The following is a 21,873-nucleotide window of genomic DNA, read 5'->3' on the forward strand; positions in this document are numbered from 1 at the left end:
GCCTTACTCCATCGTCAGTTCAGAGAAGAGGCGCACCTCAATTTCGCCTTCTTCCGCCAGTTCACGCACCGTGGCCATAATCTCTTTGCGCACTTGCTCAACACGGCTTGCCGGAACCGGGCCTAAACGCGTTCCGGTGCTCTGTAACAGCTGTACCTGGCGTTTTGGCATCGCGCTATAGATGGCCTGGCGCAGAACCGGCTCGGTGCCTTTCAGCGCCACCGCCCACTCTTCAAGCGGAATTTCGTCCATCAGGCGTTGCAGAACCGCAGGGGTCTGACGGCTGAGGATAAAGAACTCATACATCTGATCTTTAAGTTCGTTAACCACATCTTCATCGCGAATACGTAGCTGCTCCAGCAGCTCCTGCTGGTTGGAGGGAATACGGTTAACAATGTCCGCGGCGTGTTTAATGCCCACCAGTTTTGAACCATGTTCCGACAGCACCGCTACGCCGCGTTCGATAATGCGGTCCAGCTCGTCGATCACATCGCGGTTAACGTCGTCCAGGCGCGCGATGCGGTAGATGATTTCGTCGCGGCGCGACTCTTCAAGGCAGCCCAGCACGCTGGCGGCCACATCCGGCGGCAAGAAGGCGAGGAACACGGCCTGTAGCTGTAAATGCTCCTGGTCAATCAGGCTGGCGAGCTGCGGCGTATCAACCCATTGCAGACGCGCCATGCGGTAACGCACTTCATCGCCATAAATACCGTTAATCACGCTGCGCGAAATCTCGCTGCCCAGAGCCTTATCGAGAATATTCTTCAGATAGGTGCGGGACGCGCCGTTAATCCCGCTCTGCTCGCGGTAATCCTGAAAGAAATTATTCATCGCATTGCGGGCATGGGTGACTTTGATACCGTGCAGACGCGCCATGGTTTCACTCACGCGCACCACTTCTTCACGGCTTAATTTCGCCATTACCGTTGCGGCGGCCTCTTCGCCAACGCTGAGGAGTAAAATAGCCGCCTGCTCCAGCCGACTGCGCCCGTTATTGGCACCGTTGGCCGGGGTGCGATTACTCTTGCTTGCTTGTGGTTGCGGCTGCGCTATTTCGCTCATTGCTATTTATCCATTGTTTTAACACTTCAGCTACGCGCTCGGTTTCGCTCTGCGCCAGCGTCTGTAAGAATTCCACTTTCGTCTCAAGCCCTGAACTTTGTGGCGGCAGATTGTCCTCAACCTGGAAGGAGGACTTCGGCAACGCCTGTACCAGGGAGTCATCTTCGCTGGAAGTATCGCCTTCGAGCAGCACGCCGCTGGTTTCATCCGCTAAGGCAGCAATCTGTTGCCCGGAGGTTGTTGAATAACGCCGTGCCAGCGGGCGAACCCCAAGCAGCAGCAGGAGCAGGGCGAGGAAGCCAATGCCCCCCATCTGTCCCCAATCGCGGATATCCGGGTCCTGCCACCATTTGAGCAACGGCGAGTCGATGGTGCCAGTTGGCGTAAAGACCAGGCGATCGAGGGTCAGTGAGTCTCCCCGCTGCTTGTCGATGCCAGCCGCATCTTCAATGAGCTTATTCAGGGCCGTGAACTGTTCCGGCGTCCATTTCGCCAGCGCAGGGGCATCCTGGTTGAGCACTACGGCAATGGACAGTTTTTCAAGTTTATAGACCGGGTGTTTAATGTGGCGCACGTCGCGGTCATAAGCATATTTACGCTGGGTCTGGCTGCGGCTCGACAGCGCCTGCGGAGTGGTAGTCGCGGCCGTTGCCGCTCCAGGCTGAGCCGGAGTCGCAGCGGGAGCTGCCGTTGGCGCGCGGTTGCTCAGAGAGCCAGGGATCCCCATCGCCAGTTCATCGGTGGAGTTTTCCTGATTAATATTTTCATCGCTAATGCGTGGGTCGCCGGCATAACGCTCCTGAGTCTCCTCCACGGCGCTAAAGTCGACCTTAGGCACGACGCTGGTACGGAAGTTACCCTGCCCAACCAGCGAGTTAAGCAGATTGGCAATATTCTTCTCGGTTTCGCCTTTGATCTGCTGGCTGATGTCCCGAACCCGGCTAATACCCGCCATCTGGCCGCTTTCGGTTTCAATACCTTCAGAAAGCAGATTGCCACTCTGATCGACGACCCGCACCTGGCCCGCATTCAGGCCCGGCACGCTACCGGCAACCAGCTGCACCACGGAGGAAACCTGCTGCTGGTTAAGCTGCTTTCCGGGCCGTAAACGCACCATTACCGAGGCGCTGCTCTCCGGCTGGTTAGTCAGTACAAACGAGCTGGACTCCATCAGCCCAAGATGCACCCTTGCCGACTCAACCGGGTCAAGCCCCATGATGCTCTGCGCCAGCTCGCCTTCGATGCTGCGTTTGTAACGCACGTTCTGGATAAACTGGCTGCTGCCCAGTAATTCATCTTTATCCATCAGCTCATAGCCGCCGGGCATAATCGCGGTGACGCCCTGCTCCGCCAGCGCCATACGCGCTTTTGCCAGCTTGCTGCTATCGACCATAATAATGCCGCTGGCAGGATCGATGCGGTAATCAATGGCCTGGCTCCCCAGCACGTCAACCACCTGTTTTACCGGCACGTTTTCCTGGGAACCGAACAGCGCCACGTAGTTATGATTGGTCATCCATAGCGATGTGACAATGGCGCTGGCGAGGATCAGCCCCGCAGCGCCCAGCAGCATATTTTTCTTGTTTCCCGTAAGTCCGCTCTCGAAGCTCATCGGGAATTTTTGTTTTAATTTATCAATCACATCGTAACCTTACACGGCCATATTCATGACTTCGTCGAGGGCGGAGGTGAGCTTGTTACGCACCTGCACCATCGCCGAAAAAGCGACGCTGGCTTTCTGGCTTTCAACCATCGCCCCCGTTAAATCATCACTGATGCCCGTTTCCACCGCCGTCTGCTTCGCTGAAGCCGTATGCTGCATCATATCTACGCGATTCACGGCTTCATTCATCATTTGGCTAAATGAACCCGAAGAGGAGGAGGCCGGTGATGCAAGCAGCTCACCGCCGATCTGTTGTGCAGGGGCAATAAAACCCTGAGAGGCGCTCAGCGCGTTTTGCTGCATTTTTTGCAGCATCGAGAGTTGGGCGGGAGAGATAGCAACCGACTGAATTTTATCCATTTAATAATTCTTCCTGTGAAACTTATCGCGTTCAGGCGTAGCAGCTCATGTCGATACCATCGCCACGCATTGTCGCCAGACGGTAGCGCAACGCTCGCGGCGTGATGCCCAGTGATTGCGCCGTCCGCGATTTATTTCCATTGTGTTGTTTAAGTAAATCAATGATGTACTGATACTCAGCCAGCCGCCCGTGGACTTTAACGCCGCGAATCGCATCGGCAACAGGAGCCACAGCGGCGCGATTTTCGCTCCACTGATGGTGCACCGATGCGCTGGCATGCTGAACCGGTAGCGACAAATCCGCAGCGTGAATAATCTCGCTGCTGCTCAGAATCAGCCCGCGCTGAATGACGTTTTCCAGCTCACGGATGTTGCCAGGCCATGAATATTTCAATAAAGCAAAGCGTGCGTCTTCACTGAGTTTTTTATTTTGCTGGTGTCTTGTCTGATATTTTTTGATGAAGCTCAGCGCCAGCGGAATAATATCTTCTGGCCGTTCCCGCAGCGGGGAAACATGAATAGGCACTACCGCCAGACGATAGTATAAGTCCTGGCGAAAACGCCCTTCGGAAATTTCGTTAAGCAGGTCTTTATTGGTCGAGGCGATAACACGAATATCGAGAGGAATTTTTTTATGGCTCCCCAGGCGCTCAACTTCCTGCTCCTGTAAAACCCGTAATAGCTTAGCCTGCAGATTCAGCGGCATATCGCCAATTTCATCAAGCAACAATACGCCATTATTTGCCAGCTCAAATTTGCCCGGCATGCTGCTCAGCGCCCCGGTAAATGCGCCTTTGACGTGGCCGAATAAAATAGATTCCAGCATGGTTTCAGGAATTGCCGCGCAGTTGACGGCGACATAAGGCGCATTCTGACCCACGCTATAATGATGAATGGTACGTGCAATACACTCTTTACCGGTTCCAGTTTCACCAGTAATAATTGTTGCAACATTAAATTCGGCGACTCTTTTTGCCAAATTAAAAGCATTCACACTGGCAGCGGCATGAGCAATAAAGCTATGACTGTTAGCAATGCTATCCTGAGTGAAACCATTCATATCTGAGCCCACAAATTTCCCTTCGCGTTAAAAAAGCCGCAGTGGCTAACCGACCATCCTGGTCAACAGCACATAAAAAATGTATAGAAGTGTTGAACTGGAAAACCCAATAGGAATTTTCCCAACCACGGTACACTTGCCGCTAGCCGCTTGTCTCCTCATTAATATTCATTAAACAACAATTAACAACACCGACAACATAATACATAAAAATCAATCACTTAAAAATTAACCAACAGTCGTTAATTAACCAATAACTTAAATAATTAATTTTTTAATGATCGCCAGCACCTTGAACTAAACATTAGCTGCAGACATACTCTACGGCCGTAATATTATGCTGCACAGGTCAATTGCAATGGCGAATTATGGTGATAAATGGATATTTACTCACACGCCACAGCGGAGCCAAAAGGTAAAAAAACCTTTACGTCAGCACCCTGAATGATAATGGACAAATCATGCAGAACGCATCGCCAAGAATTCGTGTTTATCAGGCCGCTGATTGTCCTGAACTCACTCGACTGGATGTCAGCAAGCTCGGCCGGGCCTATCATAAGATACCCAAAATAATCAGTGCCAAATTCGACAACCTCGAAGCCAGGGTAGGTATTTTCTTTTTAAAAAAATACCGCCTCAATGCGTTATTGAATAACATGACATTTGATATTGATTGTCATTACAAGAATGCACAAATTTTTTCCACCCCCCATGGAAATATTGGCTTCGAAATTAACCGCAAGTTTTTGTTGAGTATTTTGCACACCTATTACGGGCTGAGCAAAGAAGGCAACCCTGTTTCTTTAGATCTCACCCAGCCGGTGACGAAAACCGAAGACCGTTTAAAAACAAAACTGGGTCATGAGCTACTGCAGCTGATTATGGTTCAGGAAGTCTTAAATGAAACCCTGGAATTAAAAAACGATTACACTGCGGTGATTCATCAATGGTCCTATTCCGTTCGCTTCTGGCTGGAAGGCTATGATGAATATTGTTTTTCAATTTTGCTGGATGCGCATCACGTTGATCTGCTACTGGCTACTTCGCGTGCCGACAATGAGAGTAGTGAGCCACAGGCTAAAAACCTCTCTCCTGAACAAGTAGAGCACATGTTTACCAATATGCCGTTAACCCTCACCGGCCGTCTGGTATCCATTAATATTACCGTCGCCCAACTGTTAAATATTGGGCCCGGCGACATTATTCCCGTTTCGTTAAATGAACCGCTACCGGTGTTTATCGAAAAAGAACAGATTTTTAGCTCAGTCGTCGCCGAAGAACGAGGACGGTTATATCTATCTGAATTTAATGATAAAAACTCCAGAGATGAAGTATGAGTGATCAAAATGACCTGTCCATAGATTTTAATCTGGACGAAATCGAGCTGCCGGAAAGTGCGGAACAGAATGCAGAGATGTCCGCCACCCGACCCGTTGAAAAACCGGCCACCGAAAGCCGCAGCGAGCAGCTGCGCAAAATGGCGTTGTTCAGCCGTATTCCCGTCAATCTGACTTTAGAAGTGGCGTCGGTGAGCATTTCTCTTGCCGAGCTGATGACCATTACCAACGATAGCGTGATTGAACTGGACAAAATGGCCGGCGAGCCTCTGGATCTGAAAGTCAACGGTATCCAGTTCGGCAAGGCAGAAGTGGTGGTGCTCAATGATAAGTACGGCCTGCGTATTATTGAATTCAGCAACCATGATTTAGGCAAGCTAACGCAATGAGCCACACTTTACGCTCCACGAGCCTGGGGCTGCTGCTGTTCACCGGGCTGCTGATCTCGCCTCACCTGCTGGCGGCTAACGGGGATATTACCCTGTTGAGCACGACCAGCAACGGCAGCGGCCAGGACTATAGCGTCAAGATTGAAATTCTGATCCTGATGACCCTGCTCGGCCTGTTGCCGATCATGGTGCTGATGATGACCTGCTTTACGCGCTTTATTATTGTGCTGGCTATTTTGCGCCAGGCAATGGGCCTGCAGCAGAGCCCACCCAATAAAATCCTGACGGGTATCGCGCTGGCGCTCACCATGCTGGTTATGCGGCCGGTCTGGACCACGGTTTACGATCAGGCCATTGTTCCTTATCAGAATGATGCGATCACCCTTAAACAGGCGCTGAGTACCGCGGAAGTGCCGCTGAAGAACTATATGCTGGCGCAAACCAGTAAGACGTCAATGGCGCAGATCATGACTATCGCCGGCGAAAAAGGCGATGCCACGCAGATGGATCTCAGTATCGTCATTCCCGCGTTTGTGCTCAGCGAGCTGAAAACGGCGTTCCAGATAGGCTTTATGATTTACATTCCGTTCCTGATTATCGACCTGATCGTTGCCAGTATTCTGATGGCGATGGGGATGATGATGCTGTCGCCGCTGATCGTGTCATTACCCTTTAAGCTGATGCTGTTTGTGCTTTGCGATGGCTGGAACCTGATTGTCAGTACGCTGACCACCAGCGTACAGGGAGTTTCCGGATGATGACCATGGATACCGCCGGCGAAATCATGTCCGGCGCCATCATGCTGGTGCTGGTGATTTCCGTGGTGGCGATCGTGCCAAGCCTGCTGGTCGGGCTGGTCGTCAGTATTTTCCAGGCAACGACGCAAATTAACGAACAAACGCTCAGTTTCTTACCGCGCCTGGTGGTGACCCTGCTGGTGCTGGTGGTGGCGGGAAAATGGATGCTGATCAAACTCTCTGATTTCACCATTGAAATTTTTCATCAGGCCGCACGGCTGGTTGGCTAAATCACTATGGGCTTTGACATCCAGACACTGATCGCTCCCCTGATGGCCGCCTTTCTGCCGTTTGTGCGCATTCTTTCGTTTATCCATTTTAGTCCGGTCTTCGATCAGCGATCGATTTCCCGGCGCATCAAAATTGGCCTTGCGCTTTCGCTCACGGCGGTCATCGCCCCGATGCTGCATCAGCCGGTGGTGTTAACCGAATTGCTCTCCATGCGCAGCGTTATGCTCATCGGCGAACAGATTCTGTGGGGATTTTTATTTGGTGCCATGCTGCAGCTGGTTTTTGTGGTGCTCCAGACCGCCGGGCATATTCTTTCGATGAATATGGGGCTGGGCATGGCGATGATGAACGACCCCAGCAACGGCAACTCCACCACGGTGATTTCACAAATCATTTTTGTCTACAGCGTGCTGCTTTTTTTCACCATGGACGGGCATTTGCTGCTGGTTACCATCCTTTATAAAAGCTTCACTTACTGGCCTCCGGGGCAGGCCATCGCCGCGCTGACGCTAAAAACCTTGGTGCAAAGCCTCGGCTGGTTGATTTCCTCCTCCGTGCTTATTGCGCTGCCGACCGGCTTTGTGATGCTGATGGTGCAGGGTTCGTTTGGCTTACTGAACCGTATCTCCCCTACCCTGAACCTGTTTTCGTTAGGTTTTCCGATTAGCATGCTGTTCGGCCTGCTCTGCCTTGCATTAATGGTGAGCAATATTCCCGAGCACTATCTCAATCTGACGAACTACATTCTCGGCAAACTTGATTCGATACGGATTTACTGATGTCGGGTTCAGGAGATAAAAGCGAAAAGGCCACCCATGGCAAGCTTCGCAAGGCGCGTGAAAAAGGGGATATTCCACGCTCAAAAGATTTAACCATGGCGGCAGGGCTGGTCACATCGCTTATCACCTTGATGATCTTCTTCCCGTACTACCAACAGCTGGTTCAGGACTCCTTTTTTTCGGTCAGCGCGATGGCCAGCAAACTGAACGACGATGCCGCACTCGAACAATTTTTGCTGCACCATGTCTGGCTGCTGCTGAAATTTATTCTGACGCTGGTGCCGATCCCATTTGTCTGCGTGATTTCAACGCTTATCCCCGGCGGGTGGAACTTCACGCCCAATAAGCTGCTGCCGGACTTTAAAAAAATCAGCCCGATTAGCGGCCTGAAACGTATGTTTTCTTCCAGCCACTACGTCGACGTGCTGAAAATGCTGCTCAAATGCAGCGTCCTAATGGCGGTGTTATGGTCGCTGATTCAGGATAACTTACCCGAACTGTTAGGCTTGCAGCGAATATGGTTACGTCAGGGAATTGAAGAGGGATTGCTGATTCTGCGCCAGTCGTTCTGGTGGCTGCTGGGCGTGATCGTAGTCTTTGCTTTTATTGACGTGCCGCTATCCATCTTTATGTTTATGAAAAAAATGCGTATGACCAAGCAAGAAGTGCGCGATGAGCATAAAAATAACGACGGAAACCCACAGGTAAAAGGCCGGATACGCCAGCTGCAGCGGCAGATGGCGCAGGGGCAGATTAATAAAGTGGTGCCTGAGGCCGATGTGATTTTAGTTAACCCAACGCATTACGCCGTGGCGCTGAAATATGACCCGAATAAAGCGCAGGCGCCTTTTATCCTCGCCAAAGGCACCGATGATATCGCGCTATATATCCGCGAGGTCGCCGCCCAACACCAGGTTGAAGTGGTGGAGTTTCCCCCGCTCGCCCGCGCGATTTATTACAGCACGCGCGTTAACCAACAGATTCCTTCTCAGCTATTTCGCGCCATTGCTCACGTGCTCACCTACGTGATGCAAATTAAAGAGTGGCGACAAGGACGTAGCGCTAACAAGCCGCAGCTCAATAAGCATATGGACATCCCAAAAGAGGTAATGAAATTAGATGGCAAACGGTAAATTTACCAACTACTACAATCTGATACGCAAAAGCAACCTGGGGGTTCCTCTGCTGCTGCTGTGCGTGCTGGCGATGGTCATGCTGCCGCTCTCGCCACTGATCCTCGATATTCTTTTCACCTTTAACATCGTGCTGGCCGTAATTGTTTTACTGGTTTCCGTTAACAGTAAACGCCCGCTCGACTTTGCCATTTTCCCGACCATCCTGCTGATTACCACGCTGATGCGTCTGACCCTTAACGTCGCCTCAACGCGCGTGGTGCTGCTGCACGGGCACGAGGGTGAAGGGGCCGCCGGTAAGGTGATTGAAGCCTTTGGCCAGGTGGTGATTGGCGGTAACTTCGTCGTCGGCTTCGTGGTGTTTATCATCCTGATGATCATCAACTTTGTGGTGGTCACCAAGGGTGCGGAGCGTATTTCTGAAGTTTCTGCCCGCTTCACGCTTGATGCGCTGCCAGGCAAACAGATGGCTATCGATGCGGACCTCAATGCGGGTTTGATCAACCAGGAGCAAGCGCGCATCCGTCGTAAAGATGTTTCCGGCGAAGCAGATTTTTATGGCGCGATGGACGGCGCCTCGAAATTTGTGCGCGGCGATGCGATTGCCGGGATCATGATCCTGATAATCAACATTATTGGCGGTATCTGCATCGGCGTCTTCGCCCATAACCTGGACGTCGGCCACTCCTTCCAGCAGTACGTTTTGCTGTCGATCGGTGACGGCCTGGTAGCGCAAATCCCGTCGCTGCTGCTTTCCACCGCCGCGGCGATTATCGTCACCCGCGTTGGTGACGGTAACGACATCAGCACCGAGATTAACGCCCAGCTGCTGGCGCGCCCTTCCATTCTGTATACCGCCGCGTTTGTCATGTTTGTGCTGGCAATCGTTCCGGGGATGCCGCACATTGCCTTCCTGAGCTTCAGCGCCCTGCTCATTTTCGCCGCGTGGAAACAGAGTAAGCGGGTATCGGCCCCGCAGCCGGAAGTGGAAATTGAAGCCATCAATGAGGCCATCTCTCACGACAACGCGCCGGTTATTGACTGGGACAGCATTCCGCAAGTAGAGCCTATTGGCCTGAATCTCGGCTACAAGCTGGTGACCTTAGTGGATGCCACCCGGGGCAGCCCGCTGTCGCAGCGTATTCGCGGGGTACGTCAGGTGATTTCCGAAACCTGCGGCGTGCTGCTGCCGGAAATTCGCATCCGCGAGAACTTCCGTCTTAAACCTTCGCAATATGCCATTCATATCAACGGGATTCGTATTGCCACGGGGGAAGTTCATGCCGACAAGCTGATGGCGATCCCCGGGGCTGAACTGTATGGTGAAATTGACGGGGTGCTGGATACGGACCCGGCCTATGGCATGGCCATCACCTGGATTTTACCGGAGCAGAAAGCAAAGGCGCTGAATCTGGGCTATCAGGTGGTCGACTGCGCCAGCGTGGTGGCGACCCACGTTAATAAAATCGCCCGCAATTACCTGCCTGAACTGTTTAATTATGATGACATCACTCATCTGCATCATCGTCTGAGCCAGCAGGCTCCTAAGCTTGCAGAGGATCTTGTCCAGCAGCTTAACTACAGCCTGCTGCTGCGCGTTTATCGTCAGCTGCTGCTGGAGCAGATTTCGCTAAAAGACATTAATACTATTGCCGCAACGTTGCTCGAAAGCGTGGCGCTGACGAAAGACCCGGTACTGCTGACATCAGATGTGCGCTTTGCTCTACGCCGCGCCATTATTCACAATATTAACGGCGACAAACGCAGCCTGCAGGCATATACCCTGGATAATGAGCTGGAGAATATCCTGCTCAACGCGCTCAATCACGCCCAGCAGAGTGGCAAAGTGGGGCTGGATAATTTCCCGGTAGACCCGAATATTCTGACGCAATTACAAAATACCATGCCGATGATTCAGGAGCATATGAAGGCCCAGGGAATGGCACCATTGCTGCTGGTTACACCGCAATTACGCCCGCTAATTTCTCGCTATGGGCGCCTGTTTGCATCCGGCCTGCACGTTTTATCCTATAACGAAGTGCCTGATGAAGCCGATCTCAATATCATCGGCACCCTGGCGTAATCTCAGCCGGTTGTTTCACTAAACGAATCGATGCCTGCGATAAAAAAGAAGGAAAATCAATTGCTTGATTTTCCTTCTTTTCAGCCGTAACAACCCAGCGTCTGAGATATGCAGCGTTGGGTTATTTCAGAATATAAGCCTGCAAAAACTCACCTTTTTTCACCGGACGGGAAAAGAGGAACCCCTGGGCCAGCATGACGTTATGTTTTAACAGCATGGAAGTCTGCGCCATCGTTTCCACCCCCTCAGCAATGATTGAGATGCCAATGTTATGCGCCTCGGCAATAAGCTCCCGGGTTTTCTCGCTATGCCCATTTTTCAGGCATTCGCGATCTAATTTGATAAAGTCACAGGCCGCCTGCGCCATCTTATTTTGTACATCATCAAGGGTGCCAACATCATCCCAGGCGAAAGTAAAACCCGCATCCTGTAACTGCTGAATGTTCTTTTCACCCGTTTCAGCCAGCGCTTCTGCAGAACGTGTGATCTCAAAAGTCACGGAGGTTGCTGGAATTTGATACTGGCTTTGCAGCTGCAAAATACTCTCAGAAAAATCCTCATCATTAAGCTGATGGGTAGCCAAATTGATATTAAAGAAAAAATCAGGCTTTATCGGCAGGATATCGCGCTGCATAAACTCAAAAGCTTTACCGACGATGTATTTTCCGACATTAATGATGCCGTCATTTTCTTCCAGCTGTTGTAAGAACTGTGCGGGCTGAATAATATTGTGGCGATGGACGCCACGCAACAACACCTCGGCACCGACACACTGGAAGCTCGACAAATTAAAAATCGGCTGCACAAAAAAATCTACCACGCTTGAGTAATCACGATGGGTTATTTTTCTTAAAATGGTACTGGAACTAATGTCGATCATTCGCTTACCTATATATGATGCCGGGGTAGAGGCAGGTATCCAGAGATGAATAATTACGCTAACTAATATAGCGCTGGGCAAAAGTCTGGAGCGCCACCGGAGGGGAGTAATAATATCCCTGGCAGGTCGTTACGCCTTGCTCAAGTAACCACTCCCGTTGCCAGGGATATTCCACCCCTTCGGCAACCAGCTGTAATTTTTTACGTTGGCAGCGTGCGATAATCTCTTGCGTCACGCTCAGGCACTCTTGATTAAGCAGGCTACGATCCAGCTTGATGACATCGCTGCAAAACTGCTGGCTGTTTTTCTTCAAATCATCCAGATTACGTATATCATCCCACGCGATCACAAAACCCTGCTGCTGTAACCAGCGGGCATTCTCCTGCCCGCAATCGCTCAGGGCAACCTCAGTTTCAGTGATTTCAATTGTAATTTTATGCCGTGGATAACCCGACCGTTCAGTAATGGCTTTGATCTTCTCAACCACCGCACGATCGTTTATCTCAATCGGTGAAAAATTGCTGCTCAGGGTGAAATCAGGCTGCTGATGCAGCTGGTTCTCAATGGCGAAATGGATCGCCATTTGCAGCACAAAAACCCCCACTTTACGGATATCACTGTTCTGCTCAAGCAGACCGATAAAGCGGTCGGGGAAGATTAGCTTATTTTCCACCATTCCCCGAACCAGCGCCTCTGCGCCCTGACAGCGCCCGTCAACCATATTAATAATGGGCTGTAAATAGACGGTCAGAGCTTGCGCTGGCTTGCCCTCAGCAATATTAGCCAGTAGGGTTCTAATATCCTCATTCTCAACCGTCATGTTACTTTCCTTGCTTGATAAAGACTAAATATGAAGCGGACCCTTTCTGCATCATTCACCTCATTATTTAATCAGTTGCTGTGCGAATGGCATTTTTCCCTGCGCGCTTCGCCTCATATAATGCTTTGTCTGCTTTAGTGATAATCTCCTGTGAGGTTTCACCCATTTTCCAGCGGGCGATGCCACAGCTAAAGGAGACTTTTAATGTTGTTTCGCGCCACTGGCGCTGGCAGATGGTGGCACGCCAGGTTTCGAGTAAATCGAAATAGAGGTGATATTCACCGCCCGGGAACAACACCACCAGCTCTTCACCGCCAAAACGATAAATATCATATTCGGGTTCAATAATTGCTTTACCGGCTTTACTGACATATTTGAGCACCGAGTCGCCAACCGCGTGACCGAAAGTATCATTAATCTTTTTAAAATCATCGAGATCCAGTATCGCCAGATAGAAAGGAGTTTCGCTGTTAATTAACTCAGCCATGCGGTCATCAAACTTGCGCCGGGTGCCGATCCCAGTCAACGCATCTTCACCAGAGATACGGCGCACTTCTTTAAGCTCTAACTGGCTACTTTTAATATTTTTATAAATTTTTTCCAAATCTTGTGACTGGCCATCATAGTTAATTCCATGCACGCCCATATACAGACGGCCAATGATCTCTCTGATGTAGACACGACACAAGCAGATTAAGACAATATAAATTATCAAGCATAATGAAATAATAAAAATTAACGTCTGTGGCGCTTTGTTAATAAAATCATCATACTTTCCCCCATTAACAATAGTAAACGCTACCCAATCTGGATTCGAAAATGAATGATAAAAGATATAACTATTAGATTCTTCATCATAAAACTCCCCTTCAATGTTGATAGCATTATTAACCCATTTTAATGGGACCGTATTGCGGAAAATTTTATTAATATTGTCGCTCATGATAATAGTGCCATCTTTCGCGGCGACAAGAAATTTACCGTCGAAAGGCACTACCACGTTTTTCAGCGTTGAGCTCATCGCATCCATATCAAGATCGAAAGCTATGTTGCCATATTTTTGCAATTCTTCATCAAAAAGATTCATGCTAACTGTAATCGCCCGGCCTTCTAAGTCGGTTGGCAAAGCAAGAACATCTGAGTACGGTTCAGAATAATAAATCCCCTTCTGATGTTTAATCGTCGGGTACCAGGGGCGCTGGAGTGGGAAATAGTCATCTTTTTTAATGCCGGGATAAGTACGATAGTTTCCGTCAATATCTGAAACTATCGCCGCATCAAAAAAGGATAATGTATTAACTATTGAGGCAATAATTGAATGAGGAGTACCGTGCTCTTCATTAATAAAAATCCTGGCTCCTTCGTGTGTCATCCGGCTATTGAGAATCTGGAAAACAAGACCAATCTCTTCTAACTGCCGGTTAACGCTTTCCATAGCGGTATTATGGGTAAAGCGCATCAGATTGGTATCAAATGTTTCAATATTCCCCTTACGGATATGGTCAAACGACCAGATCGAGACCAGCATAAAAGGAATTAACATCACTACAAATAGCACGGTTAGCAAACGATTCACGGTGCTGGACTTCTTATTAACTTCCATGTCTAACTTCCATTTTCAACACGCCATACTACGGGTCTGATGCCATTGACCCCAGAGTTTCACACTTCATCAAAGTAAAACGACCGGAATAAGGGAACACTTAAATCGCGAAGAAAATTATTTACGCCATCAATTGAGGATAAAGCTGCCGGGGCGTTCCGCACCTGTGGCTTCCAGCCTGCGGTTTAGCTAGCGGAACGCAAATGTGGAGCTTTGATAACGTTGCAGCGTAAGTGCGGCAACGCCTGTTGCAGATCAGCGCTCGCCAAACAAGCCAGACAGGTAACGCTCAAGGGCAATACGTGAACTAAAGCCGTGCGGAATACCGTAATGCTGATGGGTATCGCCTGCCAGATAGAGGGGAAATTGCTGGTAATGATCGCAGGTTTTAATGTCCGTCGCCGGATCGGCCAGCGTCTGGCTGCGCTCTTTTAACGTCGGGTGAATAATCAGCGCCGTGCGCCCCATACGCGCTTCCCGGTTTACATACACGTAGTTTTCCCCACGGCGGTATCCGTAAGTTTTTGGCGTCACGATATCCATAGTAAAACCGGCTTTTTCAAGAACGCGGGCCACCTCATCAGGTCGTAGATACATAATTTTTCCTCGTCATCTTCTGTTGCTGCGCAACCTTACCTTATACCCCGTTAGCAGCGCTTTCAGATTAGTCCATAAAGGCCCTGAGCTGAGCCATGACTAAAAATTATGGTCTACACTCAGTTGTACATCGCAAAAAGGGAGAAACCAATGTTTAACCGCGTAAATCGAAATGATGTAGACGAAGGCGTTGATGATATTAACCGTGACGTGAACCAGCTGGCGGACACGCTGGAAGAGGTTCTTAAATCGTTCGGTAGCGATGTTAAGGAAGAAGGTGAAGCCGCCCGTAAAAAAGCGGAGTCTCTGCTGAAAGAGACGCGTGCTCGCCTTCACGGTCGCACCCGAGTCAAACAGGCAGCGTGCGATGCAATGGGCTGCGCCGACACTTATGTGCGCGACAAACCGTGGCAAAGCGTGGGGATTAGCGCCGCTGTCGGTATCTTCATCGGTGCGTTGTTAGCATCGCGTCGCTAGAGTCGCTACAAGTGTAGTGATAACAAAGATGCGTCTGACCCCGGAATTTATTCCGGGGTTTTTATTTTCTGGCCTCCGCTAATCGCTTCACGCCCCGCTCATCACCTTTGCTGGTCTTATCTAAAAATACTATATATTGCGTGGTTGATAATTTTTTAACCCACATCTAGTATTCGTATTCTCAACCACAGAGAGAATACGAATCATGCGCATTACCATATACACTCGAAATGACTGTGTTCAGTGCCATGCTACCAGGCGTGCTATCGAAAGCCGTGGGTTCACGTTTGAGATGATTAATCTCGATGTAAACCCGGAGGCGGCCGACGATTTGCGTGCTTTGGGTTATCGCCAGTTGCCGGTTGTGATCACCGAGCAGGAAAGCTGGAGCGGGTTTCGCCCGGATATGATTAACCGCCTGCGCCCCCGGGCCACAGCATGAGCAATCTCGTCTACTTCTCCAGCACCTCGGAAAATACTCTGCGTTTTATCGAACGCCTGGGATTGCCCGCGTTGCGCATTCCGTTGGATTTCAAACAACGGTTGGAAGTGACGGAGCCTTACATCCTGATTGTGCCGAGTTATGGCGGCGGCGGCATTGCCGGTGCCGTTCCCGCGCAAGCGATCCGATTTTTAAATAACCCTAATAATCGGGCCTTGCTGCGCGGCGTGATTGCCAGCGGTAATCGAAACTTCGGCGAAGGGTTTTGCCGGGCGGGCGATGTGATAGCCCAAAAATGCCAGGTGCCGTATCTCTATCGTTTTGAGTTACTCGGCACCGGGCAGGACCTTGAAAACGTGCGTAAGGGAGTGAACGAATTTTGGCAACGACAGAGGCTATCCGCCTGACGGCGAACGCAAACGCAAACGCGGATTATCACGCGCTTAACGCCATGCTGAATCTGTATGATTCCGCAGGCCGCATCCAGTTTGAGAAAGACAAACTGGCGGTGGAGCAATTCCATCAGCAATATGTCCTGCCCCGCTCGCGCCAGTTTGCTACTCCACAGGCGCGCCTGGATTGGCTGGTGGCTGAAGGCTATTACGACAGTGCGGTGCTGCAACGTTACCCGAGCCGTTTTGTGATTGAGCTGGTTGAGAAGGCGCAGCGCAGCGGCTTTCAGTTCCAGACTTTCCTCGGCGCGTGGAAGTATTACACCAGCTACGCGTTAAAATCTTACGACGGTAAAGAGCTTCTGGAACACTTCCCCGACCGCGTGTGCATGGTGGCGCTAACCCTGGCCCGGGGGGATGAAAAGCTGGCGCTACGGTTAATGGAAGAGATGCTCAGCGGGCGCTTCCAGCCTGCGACCCCCACCTTTCTCAACTGCGGAAAGATGCAGCGCGGCGAACTGGTTTCCTGTTTCTTATTGCGTATTGAAGACAATATGGAATCCATTGGACGCGCGATAAATTCGGCATTGCAGCTGTCAAAACGCGGCGGAGGCGTAGCGTTTTTACTCTCAAATTTACGTGAAGCAGGCGCTCCGATTAAGCGCATTGAGAACCAGTCATCCGGCGTGATCCCGGTGATGAAAATGCTCGAAGATGCGTTTTCTTATGCTAATCAACTGGGCGCGCGCCAGGGGGCGGGCGCGGTTTATCTTCATGCCCATCACCCGGATATTTTGCGTTTCCTCGACACCAAACGCGAAAACGCTGACGAAAAGATCCGCATTAAATCTCTGTCGCTTGGCGTGACGATCCCGGATATCACGTTCCAGTTGGCGAAGGATAATCAACCGATGGCGCTGTTCTCGCCTTACGATGTCGAGCGGATTTACGGCAAGCCGTATAGCGATATTGCAATTAGCGAATGCTATGAAGAAATGCTGGCTGATGAACGCATCCGCAAAACCTTTATTCACGCGCGTGAGTTCTTCCAGCGGCTGGCGGAAATTCAGTTTGAGTCCGGCTATCCGTACATCATGTTTGAAGACACGGTAAACCGTGCCAACCCGATTTGCGGGCGCATTAATATGAGCAACCTGTGTTCGGAAATTCTGCAGGTTAATAGCCCCTCGACCTATGATGAAAACCTCGATTACGCGCAGGTGGGCAAAGATATCTCCTGTAATCTCGGCTCGCTGAATATTGCCCACGCCATGGATTCGCCCGATTTTGGCAAAACCATAGAAACGGCGATTCGTGGCCTGACGGCGGTTTCCGATCTCAGCCATATTCGTTCAGTGCCGTCGATTGCGGCCGCAAACGCCGCCTCCCACTCCATTGGCCTCGGGCAGATGAATCTGCATGGCTATCTGGCGCGCGAAGGTATAGCTTACGGCTCCCCGGAAGGGCTGGATTTTACTAACATCTATTTCTACACCGTCACCTGGCACGCCGTCCGCGCCTCAAATTTGCTGGCTCGCGAACGTAAACAGCGCTTCGCAGGATTCGAGCAATCGCGTTATGCCAGCGGTGAATATTTCCGCCAATATCTGCAAGAAAACTGGCAGCCAAAAACTGAGAAAGTACGCGAACTGTTTGCGAAAGCGGGCGTGGCAATCCCCACCCGCGAGCAGTGGCAGCAGTTACGCGACGATGTCATGGAATTTGGGCTGTATAACCAGAACCTGCAGGCGATCCCGCCAACCGGTTCTATCTCTTATATCAACCACGCGACCTCAAGCATTCACCCGATTGTGTCGCGTATTGAGATCCGCAAGGAAGGCAAAACCGGACGCGTTTATTACCCGGCTCCGTTTATGACCAATGACAACCTGGCGTTTTACCAGGACGCCTACGACATCGGCCCGGAAAAAATCATTGATACTTACGCCGAGGCCACGCGCCATGTCGATCAGGGCCTGTCGCTGACGCTATTTTTCCGCGATACCGCCACCACGCGCGATATTAATCGGGCGCAGATTTACGCCTGGAAGAAAGGCATTAAAACGCTGTATTACATTCGCCTGCGTCAAATGGCGCTGGAAGGCACCGAAGTGCAGGGCTGCGTGTCCTGCGCTTTATAAGGAGAGAAGATGACTCAGCTAACCCGCGTGCGCGCCATCAACTGGAACATGATTGAAGACGAAAAAGATCTCGAGGTGTGGAACCGCCTGACCAGCAACTTCTGGCTGCCGGAGAAGATCCCGTTGTCGAACGATATCCCGGCCTGGCAGACCCTTACGCATGAAGAGCAACAGCTCACCATTCGCGTTTTTACCGGGCTGACGCTGCTCGACACCATTCAGAATACGGTGGGTGCGCCAGTGCTGATGAACGATGCGATTACGCCCCATGAAGAAGCGGTGCTGTCGAATATCAGCTTTATGGAAGCGGTACACGCGCGTTCGTACAGTTCGATTTTCTCCACGCTTTGCCAGACGAAGGATGTGGATGCCGCCTATGCGTGGAGTGAAGAAAACCAGCCGTTGCAGCGTAAGGCACAAATTATTCTCGCCCATTATCATGGCGCGGACCCATTGAAAAAGAAAATCGCCAGTGTATTTCTGGAATCATTCCTCTTTTATTCAGGCTTTTATTTGCCGATGTATTGGTCGAGTCGCGGCAAGCTGACCAACACCGCAGATCTCATTCGCTTAATTATTCGCGACGAAGCGGTGCATGGTTATTATATCGGCTATAAATTCCAGAAAGTGCTGGCCCAACAAAGCGCTGAACGCCAGACCGAGTTACAGAATTTCGCCCTCGATTTGCTGATGGATCTTTACGATAACGAAGTGGCGTATACCGATGCGCTATATGGTGGCGTGGGCTGGCAAGAAGAGGTGAAAGCATTCCTGTGCTACAACGCCAATAAAGCATTGATGAACCTGGGCTATCACGCGCTGTTCCCACCAGAAATGGCAGAGGTTAACCCGGCGATACTGGCCGCGCTTTCGCCCAACGCTGATGAAAACCATGATTTTTTCTCAGGTTCAGGTTCGTCGTATGTGATGGGAAAGGCGGTGGAAACACAGGACGAAGACTGGGATTTTTAAAACCTTTATATTTGCTATTTAACGCCGCAAAATCACCCGAATATTTGACGAGATCTCGCGGCCTTTATTTCCGGTAAATCATACAAAATAATCTCTTACATTTCCGCCGAAATCTCACGCTATGCAGGGAAATTTCTCCTGCCGTTACAAAAAATATCACCCCTGGCTGATTTGCTCTCAGCCCTTTATTCATGGGAAATTCAGCCCACACTGGCCACGCGGATATTGCATATAGCGAAAATCGAGGGTTGTCTCAGATTCTGAGTATGTTAGGGTATATGCAGTGAATATTTCCAGCAGGAATTATGTATAAATATATAAATACAGGAATAACTTTATTGCATGGCAATTAAACTTGAAGTAAAGAATTTATATAAAGTATTTGGCGAACATCCACAGCGCGCCTTCAAATATATTGAGAAAGGTATTTCAAAAGCTGAATTACTGGAGAAAACAGGGCTGTCGCTTGGCGTAAAAGACGCCAGTCTGGCCATTGAAGAAGGCGAGATTTTTGTCATCATGGGGTTATCGGGTTCCGGTAAATCCACCATGGTTCGCCTTCTCAATCGCCTGATTGAACCAACCCGTGGGCAGGTGCTGATTGATGGTGTCGATATTGCCAGAATATCAGAGGCAGAACTCCGTGAAGTCCGCAAAAATAAAATCTCGATGGTATTCCAGTCATTTGCTCTGATGCCCCATATGACGGTGTTAAATAACACGGCATTCGGCATGGAATTGGCCGGAGTCGGGGTTAAAGAACGGCAGGAAAAAGCGCTTGAGGCGCTGCGCCAGGTGGGGCTGGAAAATTATGCTCAGGCCTACCCGGATGAGCTTTCCGGCGGTATGCGGCAGCGCGTTGGTTTGGCCCGTGCGTTAGCAATTAATCCCGATATATTATTGATGGATGAAGCCTTCTCTGCTCTCGATCCATTAATTCGCACGGAAATGCAGGATGAACTAATTAAATTGCAGGCAAAACACCAGCGTACCATTGTCTTTATTTCTCACGACCTGGATGAAGCCATGCGTATTGGCGACCGCATTGCCATTATGCAAGGCGGTGAAGTGGTACAGGTCGGTACGCCGGATGAAATCCTGAATAACCCGGCCAATGATTACGTGCGCACCTTCTTCCGCGGCGTGGATATTAGCCAGGTGTTTAGCGCGAAAGATATTGCGCGTCGAAGCCCTGCCGGCCTGCTGCGTAAAACCGCCGGTTTTGGCCCGCGTTCCGCGCTGAAACTGTTGCAGGATGAAGACCGTGAATACGGTTATGTTATTGAGCGTGGGCAAAAATTCCTCGGCATTGTCTCTACTGACTCGCTGAAAGCCGCACTCGCAGAAGGCGCAGGTCTGGAACGTGCTTACCTCGAATCCCCTGCCGCCGTTAGCGCAGAAACCTCACTGAGTGACTTGCTAACCCATGTCGGCCAGGCGCCGTGTGCGGTTCCGGTGATTGGGGAAGAGAGTCAGTACGTGGGCATCATCTCAAAAGGGGTGCTGCTACAGGCGTTAGATCGTGAGGGGGCAAACCAATGAGTGCAGCAAATCCGTGGGATACCGGTAGCGCAGCAACAGCTGACACAACAACACAACAGGCCGCATCAAGCGCCGATGCGTGGGGAAGCCAGGCGGCTTCAACGCCAGCCGCAAGCAGCGCAGACTGGCTGAATGCCGCCCCTGCGCCGCAGGCCGAGCATTTCACTCTTCTCGATCCTTTCCATAAAACGCTTATTCCGCTCGATAGCTGGGTGACAAGCGGCATCGACTGGGTCGTGATGCATTTTCGCCCGCTGTTCCAGGGCATTCGCGTGCCGGTGGATTATATCCTCAGCGGCTTCCAGCACTTCTTGCTGGGCATGCCTGCCCCGGTTGCTATCATCTTGTTCGCGCTGATTGCGTGGCAGATGTCGAGCCTCGGAATGGGTATCGCGACGCTGGTTTCACTGATAGCGATCGGCGCGATTGGTGCCTGGTCACAGGCTATGGTGACGCTCGCTCTGGTACTGACCGCGCTGCTGTTCTGCATGGTTATCGGCCTGCCGCTAGGGATTTGGCTTGCCCGCAGCGAACGGGCCGCGAAGATAATTCGCCCATTGCTTGATGCGATGCAAACCACGCCCGCGTTTGTTTATCTGGTGCCAATCGTCATGCTGTTCGGGATCGGCAACGTGCCGGGCGTAGTGGTCACCATTATCTTTGCCCTGCCGCCGATTGTGCGCCTGACGATTCTGGGCATTAAACAGGTCCCGGAAGATCTGATTGAGGCCTCGCGTTCGTTTGGTGCCAGCCCTCGTCAGATGCTATTCAAAGTTCAGCTCCCGCTGGCAATGCCAACCATTATGGCGGGCGTTAACCAGACGCTGATGCTGGCGCTTTCGATGGTGGTTATCGCCTCGATGATTGCCGTGGGTGGCCTGGGTCAGATGGTGCTGCGCGGGATTGGCCGCCTCGATATGGGTCTGGCGACCGTCGGCGGCGTGGGCATTGTTATCCTTGCCATTATTCTTGACCGCTTAACGCAGTCCATTGGCCGCGATTCACGCAGCCGTGGCAACCGCCGCTGGTATAACTCCGGCCCAATCGGTTTGTTGACTCGCCCCTTCATTAAATAAGCCTGAGTGCGGCATTGATATGCCGCCTCTCGCCCCA

Annotated in this window: 22 protein-coding genes; 14 read left to right on the forward strand and 8 right to left on the reverse strand. The window is 50.9% G+C overall.

Going from position 1 to position 21,873, the window contains the following annotated elements:
• Nucleotides 1-3: 3 nt before the first annotated feature.
• Genes EHN07_RS05880 through EHN07_RS05895 form a run of 4 tightly spaced genes read right to left on the reverse strand, consistent with a single transcriptional unit; the run spans nucleotide 4 to nucleotide 4,145 of the window.
• The gene (locus EHN07_RS05880; RefSeq protein WP_124023253.1) at nucleotides 4-1,062 is read right to left on the reverse strand and encodes a flagellar motor switch protein FliG; all 1,059 of its coding nucleotides are present in this window, start codon (nucleotides 1,060-1,062) and stop codon (nucleotides 4-6) included.
• Entirely contained in the window at nucleotides 1,019-2,704 is a 1,686-nt protein-coding gene (gene fliF, locus EHN07_RS05885; RefSeq protein ID WP_124023254.1) for a flagellar basal-body MS-ring/collar protein FliF, read from the reverse strand. Before fliF ends, EHN07_RS05880 begins: the two co-directional genes overlap by 44 nt.
• A 9-nt stretch (nucleotides 2,705-2,713) precedes the next feature.
• Nucleotides 2,714-3,085: a flagellar hook-basal body complex protein FliE gene (fliE, locus tag EHN07_RS05890; protein WP_124023255.1), complete on the reverse strand. Its 372-nt coding sequence runs from the start codon at nucleotides 3,083-3,085 to the stop codon at nucleotides 2,714-2,716.
• A gap of 31 nt (nucleotides 3,086-3,116) precedes the next feature.
• On the reverse strand, nucleotides 3,117-4,145 hold the full coding sequence (locus EHN07_RS05895; protein ID WP_124023256.1) for a sigma-54 interaction domain-containing protein: 1,029 nt from the start codon (nucleotides 4,143-4,145) through the stop codon (nucleotides 3,117-3,119).
• 461 nt (nucleotides 4,146-4,606) lie between these two features.
• Between EHN07_RS05895 and EHN07_RS05900 the strand changes: the two genes are divergently transcribed.
• From EHN07_RS05900 to EHN07_RS05930, 7 genes are read left to right on the forward strand one after another with little or no spacing between them, the layout of a single operon-like run.
• Nucleotides 4,607-5,482: a flagellar motor switch protein FliM gene (locus tag EHN07_RS05900; protein WP_124023257.1), complete on the forward strand. Its 876-nt coding sequence runs from the start codon at nucleotides 4,607-4,609 to the stop codon at nucleotides 5,480-5,482.
• Nucleotides 5,479-5,871 (forward strand): FliM/FliN family flagellar motor switch protein, encoded by a 393-nt coding sequence (locus EHN07_RS05905; RefSeq protein WP_124023258.1) that lies wholly within the window; start codon nucleotides 5,479-5,481, stop codon nucleotides 5,869-5,871. The genes EHN07_RS05900 and EHN07_RS05905 overlap by 4 nt, the downstream gene beginning before the upstream one ends.
• A complete protein-coding gene (gene fliP, locus EHN07_RS05910) occupies nucleotides 5,868-6,629 on the forward strand; it encodes a flagellar type III secretion system pore protein FliP (RefSeq protein WP_124023259.1) in 762 nt (253 codons plus the stop codon). Before EHN07_RS05905 ends, fliP begins: the two co-directional genes overlap by 4 nt.
• Nucleotides 6,626-6,898 carry a flagellar biosynthesis protein FliQ gene (gene fliQ / locus EHN07_RS05915; RefSeq protein WP_167467291.1) on the forward strand — a complete coding sequence of 91 codons (273 nt, stop codon included), beginning with the start codon at nucleotides 6,626-6,628 and terminating at the stop codon, nucleotides 6,896-6,898. The genes fliP and fliQ overlap by 4 nt, the downstream gene beginning before the upstream one ends.
• Before the next feature lie 6 nt (nucleotides 6,899-6,904).
• Nucleotides 6,905-7,678 carry a flagellar biosynthetic protein FliR gene (fliR, locus tag EHN07_RS05920; protein WP_124023260.1) on the forward strand — a complete coding sequence of 258 codons (774 nt, stop codon included), beginning with the start codon at nucleotides 6,905-6,907 and terminating at the stop codon, nucleotides 7,676-7,678.
• A complete protein-coding gene (flhB, locus tag EHN07_RS05925) occupies nucleotides 7,675-8,811 on the forward strand; it encodes a flagellar biosynthesis protein FlhB (RefSeq protein ID WP_124023261.1) in 1,137 nt (378 codons plus the stop codon). The genes fliR and flhB overlap by 4 nt, the downstream gene beginning before the upstream one ends.
• Complete coding sequence (locus tag EHN07_RS05930; RefSeq protein WP_124023262.1) at nucleotides 8,798-10,894, forward strand: flagellar biosynthesis protein FlhA; 2,097 nt, start codon at nucleotides 8,798-8,800, stop codon at nucleotides 10,892-10,894. The genes flhB and EHN07_RS05930 overlap by 14 nt, the downstream gene beginning before the upstream one ends.
• 121 nt (nucleotides 10,895-11,015) lie before the next feature.
• Here EHN07_RS05930 and EHN07_RS05935 read toward each other — a convergent pair whose 3' ends face one another.
• The 4 genes from EHN07_RS05935 to EHN07_RS05950 form a co-directional block, all read right to left on the reverse strand.
• A complete protein-coding gene (locus EHN07_RS05935) occupies nucleotides 11,016-11,774 on the reverse strand; it encodes an EAL domain-containing protein (RefSeq protein ID WP_124023263.1) in 759 nt (252 codons plus the stop codon).
• A 58-nt stretch (nucleotides 11,775-11,832) separates the two neighbouring features.
• A complete protein-coding gene (locus tag EHN07_RS05940; protein ID WP_124023264.1) occupies nucleotides 11,833-12,594 on the reverse strand; it encodes an EAL domain-containing protein in 762 nt (253 codons plus the stop codon).
• Between the two features lie 67 nt (nucleotides 12,595-12,661).
• Entirely contained in the window at nucleotides 12,662-14,197 is a 1,536-nt protein-coding gene (locus tag EHN07_RS05945) for a sensor domain-containing diguanylate cyclase (RefSeq protein ID WP_124023265.1), read from the reverse strand.
• Between the two features lie 255 nt (nucleotides 14,198-14,452).
• Nucleotides 14,453-14,794 carry a DUF2002 family protein gene (locus EHN07_RS05950; RefSeq protein WP_124023266.1) on the reverse strand — a complete coding sequence of 114 codons (342 nt, stop codon included), beginning with the start codon at nucleotides 14,792-14,794 and terminating at the stop codon, nucleotides 14,453-14,455.
• A gap of 150 nt (nucleotides 14,795-14,944) precedes the next feature.
• Between EHN07_RS05950 and EHN07_RS05955 the strand changes: the two genes are divergently transcribed.
• The 7 genes from EHN07_RS05955 to proW all read left to right on the forward strand — a co-directional run bounded on the left by EHN07_RS05955 (nucleotide 14,945) and on the right by proW (nucleotide 21,836).
• Nucleotides 14,945-15,271, forward strand: a complete 327-nt coding sequence (locus EHN07_RS05955; RefSeq protein ID WP_124023267.1) for an ElaB/YgaM/YqjD family protein — start codon at nucleotides 14,945-14,947, stop codon at nucleotides 15,269-15,271.
• Between the two features lie 205 nt (nucleotides 15,272-15,476).
• The gene (nrdH, locus tag EHN07_RS05960) at nucleotides 15,477-15,713 is read left to right on the forward strand and encodes a glutaredoxin-like protein NrdH (RefSeq protein ID WP_124023268.1); all 237 of its coding nucleotides are present in this window, start codon (nucleotides 15,477-15,479) and stop codon (nucleotides 15,711-15,713) included.
• Nucleotides 15,710-16,120: a class Ib ribonucleoside-diphosphate reductase assembly flavoprotein NrdI gene (gene nrdI, locus EHN07_RS05965; RefSeq protein ID WP_124023269.1), complete on the forward strand. Its 411-nt coding sequence runs from the start codon at nucleotides 15,710-15,712 to the stop codon at nucleotides 16,118-16,120. Before nrdH ends, nrdI begins: the two co-directional genes overlap by 4 nt.
• The gene (gene nrdE, locus EHN07_RS05970; protein WP_124023270.1) at nucleotides 16,093-18,246 is read left to right on the forward strand and encodes a class 1b ribonucleoside-diphosphate reductase subunit alpha; all 2,154 of its coding nucleotides are present in this window, start codon (nucleotides 16,093-16,095) and stop codon (nucleotides 18,244-18,246) included. The genes nrdI and nrdE overlap by 28 nt, the downstream gene beginning before the upstream one ends.
• A gap of 9 nt (nucleotides 18,247-18,255) precedes the next feature.
• A complete protein-coding gene (gene nrdF / locus EHN07_RS05975) occupies nucleotides 18,256-19,218 on the forward strand; it encodes a class 1b ribonucleoside-diphosphate reductase subunit beta (protein ID WP_124023271.1) in 963 nt (320 codons plus the stop codon).
• 342 nt (nucleotides 19,219-19,560) lie between these two features.
• A complete protein-coding gene (gene proV / locus EHN07_RS05980; protein ID WP_124023272.1) occupies nucleotides 19,561-20,760 on the forward strand; it encodes a glycine betaine/L-proline ABC transporter ATP-binding protein ProV in 1,200 nt (399 codons plus the stop codon).
• Entirely contained in the window at nucleotides 20,757-21,836 is a 1,080-nt protein-coding gene (proW, locus tag EHN07_RS05985; protein WP_124023273.1) for a glycine betaine/L-proline ABC transporter permease ProW, read from the forward strand. Before proV ends, proW begins: the two co-directional genes overlap by 4 nt.
• Nucleotides 21,837-21,873: the final 37 nt, after the last annotated feature.

This window comes from Buttiauxella warmboldiae (assembly GCF_003818135.1).
Classification (GTDB): domain Bacteria; phylum Pseudomonadota; class Gammaproteobacteria; order Enterobacterales; family Enterobacteriaceae; genus Buttiauxella; species Buttiauxella warmboldiae.

Excerpts from the sequence above, each read along its gene's own strand:
- nrdI (WP_124023269.1), top strand. The coding sequence starts at position 15,710 with ATGAGCAATCTCGTCTACTTCTCCAGCACCTCGGAAAATACTCTGCGT.
- EHN07_RS05905 (WP_124023258.1), top strand. The coding sequence starts at position 5,479 with ATGAGTGATCAAAATGACCTGTCCATAGATTTTAATCTGGACGAAATC.
- fliQ (WP_167467291.1), top strand. The coding sequence starts at position 6,626 with ATGATGACCATGGATACCGCCGGCGAAATCATGTCCGGCGCCATCATG.
- fliR (WP_124023260.1), top strand. The coding sequence starts at position 6,905 with ATGGGCTTTGACATCCAGACACTGATCGCTCCCCTGATGGCCGCCTTT.
- EHN07_RS05935 (WP_124023263.1), bottom strand. The coding sequence starts at position 11,774 with ATGATCGACATTAGTTCCAGTACCATTTTAAGAAAAATAACCCATCGT.
- proV (WP_124023272.1), top strand. The coding sequence starts at position 19,561 with ATGGCAATTAAACTTGAAGTAAAGAATTTATATAAAGTATTTGGCGAA.
- EHN07_RS05950 (WP_124023266.1), bottom strand. The coding sequence starts at position 14,794 with ATGTATCTACGACCTGATGAGGTGGCCCGCGTTCTTGAAAAAGCCGGT.
- EHN07_RS05900 (WP_124023257.1), top strand. The coding sequence starts at position 4,607 with ATGCAGAACGCATCGCCAAGAATTCGTGTTTATCAGGCCGCTGATTGT.
- nrdF (WP_124023271.1), top strand. The coding sequence starts at position 18,256 with ATGACTCAGCTAACCCGCGTGCGCGCCATCAACTGGAACATGATTGAA.
- EHN07_RS05930 (WP_124023262.1), top strand. The coding sequence starts at position 8,798 with ATGGCAAACGGTAAATTTACCAACTACTACAATCTGATACGCAAAAGC.
- proW (WP_124023273.1), top strand. The coding sequence starts at position 20,757 with ATGAGTGCAGCAAATCCGTGGGATACCGGTAGCGCAGCAACAGCTGAC.
- nrdH (WP_124023268.1), top strand. The coding sequence starts at position 15,477 with ATGCGCATTACCATATACACTCGAAATGACTGTGTTCAGTGCCATGCT.
- EHN07_RS05940 (WP_124023264.1), bottom strand. The coding sequence starts at position 12,594 with ATGACGGTTGAGAATGAGGATATTAGAACCCTACTGGCTAATATTGCT.
- EHN07_RS05880 (WP_124023253.1), bottom strand. The coding sequence starts at position 1,062 with ATGAGCGAAATAGCGCAGCCGCAACCACAAGCAAGCAAGAGTAATCGC.
- fliP (WP_124023259.1), top strand. The coding sequence starts at position 5,868 with ATGAGCCACACTTTACGCTCCACGAGCCTGGGGCTGCTGCTGTTCACC.
- EHN07_RS05955 (WP_124023267.1), top strand. The coding sequence starts at position 14,945 with ATGTTTAACCGCGTAAATCGAAATGATGTAGACGAAGGCGTTGATGAT.
- EHN07_RS05895 (WP_124023256.1), bottom strand. The coding sequence starts at position 4,145 with ATGAATGGTTTCACTCAGGATAGCATTGCTAACAGTCATAGCTTTATT.
- fliE (WP_124023255.1), bottom strand. The coding sequence starts at position 3,085 with ATGGATAAAATTCAGTCGGTTGCTATCTCTCCCGCCCAACTCTCGATG.
- EHN07_RS05945 (WP_124023265.1), bottom strand. The coding sequence starts at position 14,197 with ATGGAAGTTAATAAGAAGTCCAGCACCGTGAATCGTTTGCTAACCGTG.